The 8,020-nt window shown below is 55.5% G+C and carries 8 protein-coding genes; all 8 read left to right on the plus strand.

Annotated features, from left to right (window positions below; translation table 11 throughout):
- On the plus strand, positions 1 to 116 hold a 116-nt coding region (locus tag ACZAHD_RS19815), incomplete at its 5' end, for a hypothetical protein (RefSeq protein ID WP_462458294.1).
- 151 nt (positions 117 to 267) lie between these two features.
- A complete protein-coding gene (gene ihfB, locus ACZAHD_RS19820; protein ID WP_004100704.1) occupies positions 268 to 555 on the plus strand; it encodes an integration host factor subunit beta in 288 nt (95 codons plus the stop codon).
- Between the two features lie 211 nt (positions 556 to 766).
- Positions 767 to 3,031 carry a ComEC family protein gene (locus tag ACZAHD_RS19825; RefSeq protein WP_462458288.1) on the plus strand — a complete coding sequence of 755 codons (2,265 nt, stop codon included), beginning with the start codon at positions 767 to 769 and terminating at the stop codon, positions 3,029 to 3,031.
- A 36-nt stretch (positions 3,032 to 3,067) separates the two neighbouring features.
- Positions 3,068 to 4,816, plus strand: a complete 1,749-nt coding sequence (gene msbA / locus ACZAHD_RS19830; RefSeq protein WP_462458289.1) for a lipid A ABC transporter ATP-binding protein/permease MsbA — start codon at positions 3,068 to 3,070, stop codon at positions 4,814 to 4,816.
- Complete coding sequence (lpxK, locus tag ACZAHD_RS19835) at positions 4,813 to 5,793, plus strand: tetraacyldisaccharide 4'-kinase (RefSeq protein WP_462458290.1); 981 nt, start codon at positions 4,813 to 4,815, stop codon at positions 5,791 to 5,793. Before msbA ends, lpxK begins: the two co-directional genes overlap by 4 nt.
- Positions 5,794 to 5,848: 55 nt before the next feature.
- Positions 5,849 to 7,078, plus strand: a complete 1,230-nt coding sequence (locus ACZAHD_RS19840) for a winged helix-turn-helix domain-containing protein (RefSeq protein WP_462458291.1) — start codon at positions 5,849 to 5,851, stop codon at positions 7,076 to 7,078.
- A 100-nt stretch (positions 7,079 to 7,178) separates the two neighbouring features.
- Positions 7,179 to 7,361: a Trm112 family protein gene (locus ACZAHD_RS19845; RefSeq protein ID WP_462458292.1), complete on the plus strand. Its 183-nt coding sequence runs from the start codon at positions 7,179 to 7,181 to the stop codon at positions 7,359 to 7,361.
- The coding region (gene kdsB, locus ACZAHD_RS19850; RefSeq protein ID WP_462458293.1) for a 3-deoxy-manno-octulosonate cytidylyltransferase at positions 7,358 to 8,020 on the plus strand (663 nt) is incomplete at its 3' end. The genes ACZAHD_RS19845 and kdsB, both read left to right, overlap by 4 nt.

An 8,020-nucleotide genomic window follows, 5' to 3' on the forward strand; every position in this document is an offset into this window, starting at 1 on the left:
GTGCTAAAGACGAAGCTGATGAGAAAGATGCAATCGCAACTGTTAACAAACAGGAAGATGCAAACTTCTCTAACAACGCAATGGCTGAAGCTTTCAAAGCAGCTAAAGGCGAGTAATCTTAGTCATTCAGGTTACAACAACCTGAATTACGACGAGTTTACTTGACAGATTGCAGGATTCGTCCTGTAATCAAGCACAAAGGGCGGCTACGGCCGCCCTTGTTTAAAGCAGTTAGCTAATTTTGCCTTGAAGGAAACCGGAGGAATAATGACCAAGTCAGAATTGATAGAAAGACTTGCCAGCCAGCAATCCCACATTCCTGCGAAAGCGGTCGAAGATGCTGTTAAAGAAATGCTGGAACATATGGCCTCAACGCTTGCTCAGGGTGAGCGCATTGAAATCCGCGGTTTCGGCAGTTTCTCTTTGCATTATCGAGCACCTCGCACCGGGCGTAACCCGAAGACTGGCGATAAAGTTGAACTGGAAGGTAAGTACGTTCCGCACTTTAAGCCTGGGAAAGAATTACGCGACCGCGCCAATATTTACGAAGAGTAAGTTTCGCAGAGCTGCGACAACTTACTCCGATGATAAAAAAAGCACCTCTGCGGTGCTTTTTTTATGCCCCCGATTTGCGCTGCCTCGCAGTAGTATCTTCGTTTTGCAGCAACTCCGCAGGTTTTGCGGAAGCCGAAATCCACACCTGCCCGCCGACCGCTGACGACCTGTCGCTTTCACGCGATACTCGCCGTCAACAGGGAGGGGGGACATGCGTTTATCACAGCTTGCCGGGTGCGCGGTTGTCGGGATCTGCCCACTGCTGTTGTTACCAGACCTGCCCGGGCAGCTCGCCGTCCAGCTTATTATCGGTGGCGCGATCCTGATATCGTTTTATCGCTGGAGGCCATCACGGTACCTGGCTTTGACCATGCTGTTTTTTGCCTGGGGTGTGCTGAGTGCACGTCAGGTGCTGTGGCCGATGCAGGTGCTATCCGGTGGTAACCGGCAGGTCGAAATTAAGTTGACGGCAGTTGAAGGGGAGACGACCTATCAGGGAAATATTCTTCGTTTGAATGGGCAGAGGCTATGGCCGGCGCCAGGGGTGACCCTGTATGGTAATGCGCTGCCCGAACCGCCATGCGCCGGACAGCGCTGGAAGATGACCGTTCGTCTTCGTCCGGTCCATAGTCAACTCAACGAAGGGGGCTTTGACGGCCAGCGTTTTGCCCTGGCACAACATCGTTCGTTAACCGGGCGCTTTACGTCGGCTGAAGCACTAGACGCGACGTGCAGCTACCGGGCACGCTATCTGGCATCGCTGGTGCGAACCGTTGACGCTTTTCCCTGGCGGTCGGTGATACTCGGGCTCGGCATGGGAGAGAGGCTGGTTGTACCGGGGGAGATCAAACGTCTGATGCAGGAAACCGGCACATCGCATCTGATGGCTATATCGGGTTTGCATATTGCGTTAGGCGCCATACTCGGCGGACTGGTGATTCGCGGCCTGCAATTCTTTTTTCCGTGCCGATGGATTGGCTGGAGAATGCCACTACTTGTCGGTCTGGCCTGCGCGCTGTTTTACGCCTGGCTGACCGGTATGCAGCCGCCTGCGCTGCGGACCTGCGTAGCTCTGATCTGTGTGGTGGGCCTACGGCTATCAGCCAAACGCTGGTCGTCCTGGCAGATCTGGCTCTGTTGTACTGGCGCGATCTTATTTACCGATCCGCTGGCGGTGTTGTCTGATAGTCTGTGGCTGTCTGTTTTTGCCGTCGCAACACTGATTTTTTGGTACCAACTGGCACCGCTGCAACTGTACGCGTGGCGCTGGCCATGGCGCGAAGTGCTCGCTTTAGGCCATCTGCAGCTTGGGCTGATGTTTCTGTTATTGCCGATGCAGATTCTCCTTTTCCACGGCATCAGCCTGACTTCCTGGGGGGCAAATCTGATTGCCGTGCCGTTGGTTACCTTCGCGGTTGTTCCCTTGATTCTGCTGGCGATGCTGCTGCACCTCAGCGGGCCTGCCGTGGTTGAAATGGCGGTGTGGTGGTTGGCTGACCGTTTGCTGGCGGCATTATTCTGGTTTTTACGTCTACTGCCGCAGGGCTGGCTCAGTCTGGATTTTCGCTGGGCGGCGTTAAGCGTATTGCCGTGGCTGATACTGCTCGTATGGCGTTTTCATGCCTGGCGTTCGCTACCGGCACTATGTCTTAGCAGCACGGTGCTGCTGAGCTGGCCTTTCTGGCGTCACGAAGTAAAAGATGAATGGCGGGTCACGATGCTGGACGTCGGACAGGGGCTGGCCATGGTCATTGAGCGGGAGGGGGCAGCAATCTTGTATGATACCGGAATGGCCTGGCCCGAGGGCGATAGCGGCCAGCAGATTATTATTCCCTGGCTACGCTGGCATAACCTGCGCCCGGAGGGCGTGTTGTTGAGCCATGAGCATCTTGACCACCGCGGTGGTCTCAACTCACTGCTGAAGGCCTGGCCCGGCCTCTGGATACGCAGCCCGCTTGGCTGGCAGGGGCATCTTCCCTGTCAGCGAGGTGAAAGCTGGAGATGGCGGGGATTAACTTTTCGCGTGCTCTGGCCGCTGCCAGATTCCAGCATGACGGGCAATAACCGCTCTTGTGTGGTCCGTATTGATGACGGAAAGCAGAGCGTTCTGCTGACCGGGGATATTGAGATTCCGGCGGAAAGGGCAATGATGAGCCGCTACTGGCAGCATCTTGCGTCTACACTTATCCAGGTTCCGCATCACGGCAGTCAGACCTCTTCTTCGGTTGCATTATTACAGCGGGTCGGCGGCGCGGCGGCGCTGGCTTCAGCCTCACGATATAATGCCTGGCGTATGCCAGCGGTAAAAGTGGCGCAGCGTTACCGTCAGCAGGGCTATCGATGGCTTGATACGCCGCATCAGGGGCAAATTACGGTTACTTTTTCTACAGAAGGTTGGCAAATCCAAAGCTTACGAGATCAACTTTTACCGCGTTGGTATCATCAGTGGTTTGGCGAGACCGTGGATAACGGGTAGAATATGCGGCTATTTCAACATAAGTTGGTTTATTGAATGCAGAATGATAAAGATCTCTCCACGTGGCAGACCTTCCGCCGCCTCTGGCCGCTTATTGCGCCATTTAAAACCGGACTGATCGTCGCGGCAGTTGCGTTAGTCTTTAACGCTGCTAGTGATACCTTCATGCTATCGCTTCTTAAACCGTTACTGGATGATGGTTTTGGTAAAACGGATCGCTCAGTGCTGCTATGGATGCCGCTGGTCGTGATTGGGTTGATGTTACTGCGTGGCATCACCAGCTATATTTCGAGCTACTGCATCTCGTGGGTTTCAGGCAAAGTCGTCATGACAATGCGTCGCCGTCTGTTCAGCCATATGATGGGGATGCCGGTCTCCTTCTTTGATAAACAGTCCACGGGTACCTTGCTGTCACGCATTACCTATGATTCCGAACAGGTTGCATCATCCTCTTCCAGCGCGCTGATTACCGTTGTGCGCGAAGGCGCCTCGATCATCGGCCTGTTTGTGATGATGTTCTACTACAGCTGGCAGCTGTCGCTGATTCTGATCGTTCTGGCCCCCATCGTCTCCATGGCGATTCGTGTGGTATCGAAGCGTTTTCGTAATATCAGCAAGAATATGCAGAACACCATGGGGCAGGTGACCACCAGCGCAGAGCAGATGCTGAAAGGGCATAAAGAAGTACTGATGTTTGGCGGCCAGGCGGTAGAAACTAAACGTTTTGATAAGGTCAGCAACAAAATGCGCTTGCAGGGGATGAAAATGGTCTCCGCATCGTCTATTTCTGATCCGGTTATTCAACTGATTGCCTCACTGGCGCTAGCATTTGTCCTCTATGCCGCCAGCTTCCCGAGCGTTATGGAAACGTTGACTGCCGGTACCATCACCGTGGTCTTCTCCTCGATGATTGCCTTGATGCGCCCGCTGAAGTCGCTGACTAACGTCAATGCTCAGTTCCAGCGCGGGATGGCCGCCTGCCAGACGCTGTTTGCGATTCTTGATTCCGAACAGGAAAAAGACGAAGGCAAGCTGGTTCTCGATCGCGCGAAGGGCAACCTGGAATTCAAAGACGTCACCTTTACCTATCCGGGCCGTGAAACGCCAGCGTTGCAAAATATCAATCTCAACATCCCGGAAGGCAAAACGGTCGCCCTGGTCGGGCGCTCTGGGTCGGGTAAATCGACCATCGCCAGCCTGATTACGCGCTTTTATGATATCGATAACGGCCAGATTCTGCTGGATGGCCACGATCTACGTGAGTACACCCTGGCATCCCTGCGCAATCAGGTGGCGCTGGTGTCGCAAAACGTTCATCTGTTCAACGATACGGTGGCGAACAACATTGCCTACGCGCGTGAGGAAGAGTACAGCCGCGAGCAGATCGAAGAAGCAGCGCGTATGGCCTACGCAATGGACTTTATCAGCAAAATGGATAATGGCCTCGATACCGTTATCGGTGAGAACGGGGTACTGCTCTCAGGCGGTCAGCGTCAGCGTATTGCCATCGCGCGTGCGCTGCTGCGTAACAGCCCGATTTTGATTCTGGATGAAGCAACATCGGCGCTGGATACCGAGTCTGAACGCGCTATCCAGGCAGCCCTTGACGAGCTGCAAAAAAACCGCACTTCGCTGGTCATTGCCCACCGTCTTTCCACCATCGAGCAAGCCGATGAAATTGTGGTTGTGGAAGATGGCCGCATTGTCGAACGCGGTAGCCATGCTGACCTGCTGGAACACCGCGGCGTGTATGCTCAGCTACATAAGATGCAGTTTGGCCAATGATTGCGCGTATCTGGTCCGGTGAGTCGCCGATATGGCGACTCTTGCTGCCGCTCTCCTGGCTCTATGGCCTGGTGAGTGGGCTGATCCGCCTCAGCTATCGGCTGGGGCTGAAGAAAGCCTGGCGAGCACCGGTTCCGGTGGCGGTGGTGGGGAACCTCACCGCCGGAGGCAACGGCAAAACGCCAGTGGTCATCTGGCTGGTGGAACAACTCCAGCAGCGCGGTATTCGCGTTGGCGTTGTTTCCCGTGGCTATGGCGGGAAAGCGGCGAGTTATCCGTTATTACTCAGCAATCACACCAGTACGGCGGAAGCCGGCGATGAACCGGTCCTCATTTTTCAACGAACTGGCGTGCCGGTGGCGGTCTCGCCAGCGCGTTGTGAGGCGGTACAGGCGCTGCTTGACGCACATGATTTGCAGCTTGTCATCACCGATGATGGCCTGCAGCACTACAAATTGGCACGGGACAAAGAAATTGTCGTGATTGATGGCGAGCGACGTTTCGGCAATGGCTGGTGGCTACCGGCCGGGCCGATGCGTGAACGCGCATCGCGTTTACGCAGTGTCGATGCCATCATTGTTAATGGCGGCGTCGCGCAGGCGGGGGAGATCCCCATGCAGTTGCGCCCCGGACTGGCGGTAAATTTACACAGTGGCGAACGGCGTGACGTGGCCTCTTTCGACAATGTCGTTGCCATGGCCGGGATCGGCCATCCCCCGCGTTTTTTTGCTACCCTGGAAAGCTGCGGCGTCCTGCCGGTGAAAACCGTCGCGCTTGCCGATCACCAGGCATTAACTCAGGCGAGCGTTTCCGCCCTCGTGAACACACAGCAAACGCTGCTGATGACCGAGAAAGACGCGGTGAAATGTCGTGGTTTTGCCGAATCAAACTGGTGGTATTTACCTGTCGACGCCATAATGACGGATAAACGTGCACAGCAATTGCTGACGGAACTGGTGACGCTGGCGCAACGTTAGTTCTGCCACGCTCGCTTCAATAACGCTGTGCCGGAATCCTTTACGGAGAACCTGCATGCCGGTATTACAACTTTCGCTTAAAGAAGCCCGTCATCTCCATCTTGCGGCGCAGGGATTGCTGAAGAGGCCTCGGCGCCGTGCCCGCGCCAGCGATATTCTGCAAACTATTCAGCAGATGTCATTGCTGCAAATCGATACCATCAACGTCGTTGCCCGCAGCCCCTATCTTGTACTTTTTAGCCGTCTTGGCGGCTATCCGCAAAGCTGGCTGGAGGATGCTCTGCGCAGCGGGGAACTGATGGAATACTGGGCCCATGAAGCCTGCTTCCTGCCCCGTAGCGACTTTGCCCTGGTACGTCACCGCATGTTGACGCCCGATAATATGGGCTGGAAGTATCACAAGGCATGGATGAGTGAACACGCTGACGATATTCAACGGCTGCTGGAGCATATTGCACAGAATGGTCCGGTACGTTCGGCCGACTTTGAACATCCGCGCAAAGGGGCCAGCGGCTGGTGGCAATGGAAACCGTACAAGCGCCATCTGGAAGGTTTGTTTACCGCGGGTAAAGTGATGGTGGTGGAGCGACGCAACTTTCAGCGGGTGTACGATCTGACACATCGCGTCATGCCGCACTGGGACGATGGGCGCGATGCGCTGACGCAGTCACAGGCGGAGGCGTTAATGTTGCGCAACAGTGCCCGGAGTCTCGGCATCTTTCGTCCTCAGTGGCTGGCTGATTACTATCGGCTCCGCCAGCCCGCTTTACCGGCGCTGCTGGCGAGCTGGCAGGATGAAGGCGTGGTGGTCCCGGTGCAGGTCGAGGAACTGGGCGAGATGTGGCTCCACCACGAGGCGCTCTGGCAACTGGAGTCGGCACCCGGCGGTAAACTCTCCGCCAGCCACAGTGCGGTGCTCTCGCCTTTTGACCCGGTTGTCTGGGATCGTAAACGCGCTGAGCAACTATTCCATTTCAATTATCGCCTTGAGTGCTACACACCGGCGCCGAAGCGTCAGTATGGTTACTTTGTCCTGCCGCTGCTGCACCAGGGTAAACTGGTGGGCAGAATGGACAGCAAGGTGCATCGGAAAACCGGGGTTCTGGAAGTCTTTTCGCTGTGGCTGGAAGAGGGGGTTAAGGTCACCTCGGGGCTGGAGAAAGGGCTGCACCGGGCGATTGAAGAGTTTGCTATCTGGCAGTCGGTGCAACGCATCACCTTCCGTCGTCTGCCGCTGGGGCTTTTCGCCGACTGTCAGCAGGGCTGGGAGATTTCTCCGGCCTGAACAAGGCCATATCTCGCTCAGCCTTACCGCAAACGGATCCCTGAGTTTGCCATCATGTGATATGCTGCTGCAAAATCTATTCGGTCCATCAGGAGGAATCATGGATCACCGTTTACTAGAAATCATCGCCTGTCCTGTCTGCAACGGTAAACTCTACTACAGCCAGGATAAGCAAGAACTGATCTGCAAAATCGACAGCCTGGCCTTTCCTTTCCATGAAGGCATTCCGGTCTTGCTGGAAACCGAAGCCCGCGCATTAGCCGTGGGAGAGAGCCATTCATGAGTTTCGTGGTCATCATTCCTGCGCGCTTTGCCTCCACGCGTCTGCCGGGTAAGCCCTTACAGGATATCAACGGCAAGCCGATGATCGTTCATGTTCTGGAGCGCGCGCGTGAATCCGGGGCAGATCGCATTATCGTCGCGACGGATCATGATGATGTTGCACGTGCGGTAGAAGCTGCAGGTGGCGAAGTGTGTATGACCCGTGCGGACCATCAATCCGGCACCGAACGCCTGGCCGAAGTCGTTGAAAAATGTGGCTTCAGTGATGACACGATCATCGTCAATATCCAGGGTGATGAACCGATGATTCCGTCGGCGATCGTTCGTCAGGTAGCTGAAAATCTGGCGGCCAATACCTGCGGCATGGCAACGCTCGCCGTTCCGATTCACGACGCTGAGGAAGCATTTAATCCGAATGCCGTGAAAGTGGTGATGGATGAGCAGGGCTATGCGCTCTATTTCTCCCGCGCCACCATTCCGTGGGATCGCGATCGCTTTGCGCAATCGCGCGAGGCTATCGGCGATTCGCTGCTACGTCATATCGGTATTTACGGTTATCGCGCCGGCTTTATCCGTCGCTACGTCAGCTGGGCACCGAGTCCGCTGGAACAGATCGAAATGCTGGAGCAACTGCGGGTACTGTGGTACGGCGAAAAAATC

Source organism: Raoultella sp. (assembly GCF_039594335.1).
Taxonomy (GTDB): domain Bacteria; phylum Pseudomonadota; class Gammaproteobacteria; order Enterobacterales; family Enterobacteriaceae; genus Klebsiella.

What these genes read in the sequence shown, in the direction of transcription:
- ACZAHD_RS19840 (WP_462458291.1), top strand. Translation starts at nt 5,849, where the DNA reads ATGCCGGTATTACAACTTTCGCTTAAAGAAGCCCGTCATCTCCATCTT.
- ihfB (WP_004100704.1), top strand. Translation starts at nt 268, where the DNA reads ATGACCAAGTCAGAATTGATAGAAAGACTTGCCAGCCAGCAATCCCAC.
- ACZAHD_RS19825 (WP_462458288.1), top strand. Translation starts at nt 767, where the DNA reads ATGCGTTTATCACAGCTTGCCGGGTGCGCGGTTGTCGGGATCTGCCCA.
- msbA (WP_462458289.1), top strand. Translation starts at nt 3,068, where the DNA reads ATGCAGAATGATAAAGATCTCTCCACGTGGCAGACCTTCCGCCGCCTC.
- ACZAHD_RS19845 (WP_462458292.1), top strand. Translation starts at nt 7,179, where the DNA reads ATGGATCACCGTTTACTAGAAATCATCGCCTGTCCTGTCTGCAACGGT.
- lpxK (WP_462458290.1), top strand. Translation starts at nt 4,813, where the DNA reads ATGATTGCGCGTATCTGGTCCGGTGAGTCGCCGATATGGCGACTCTTG.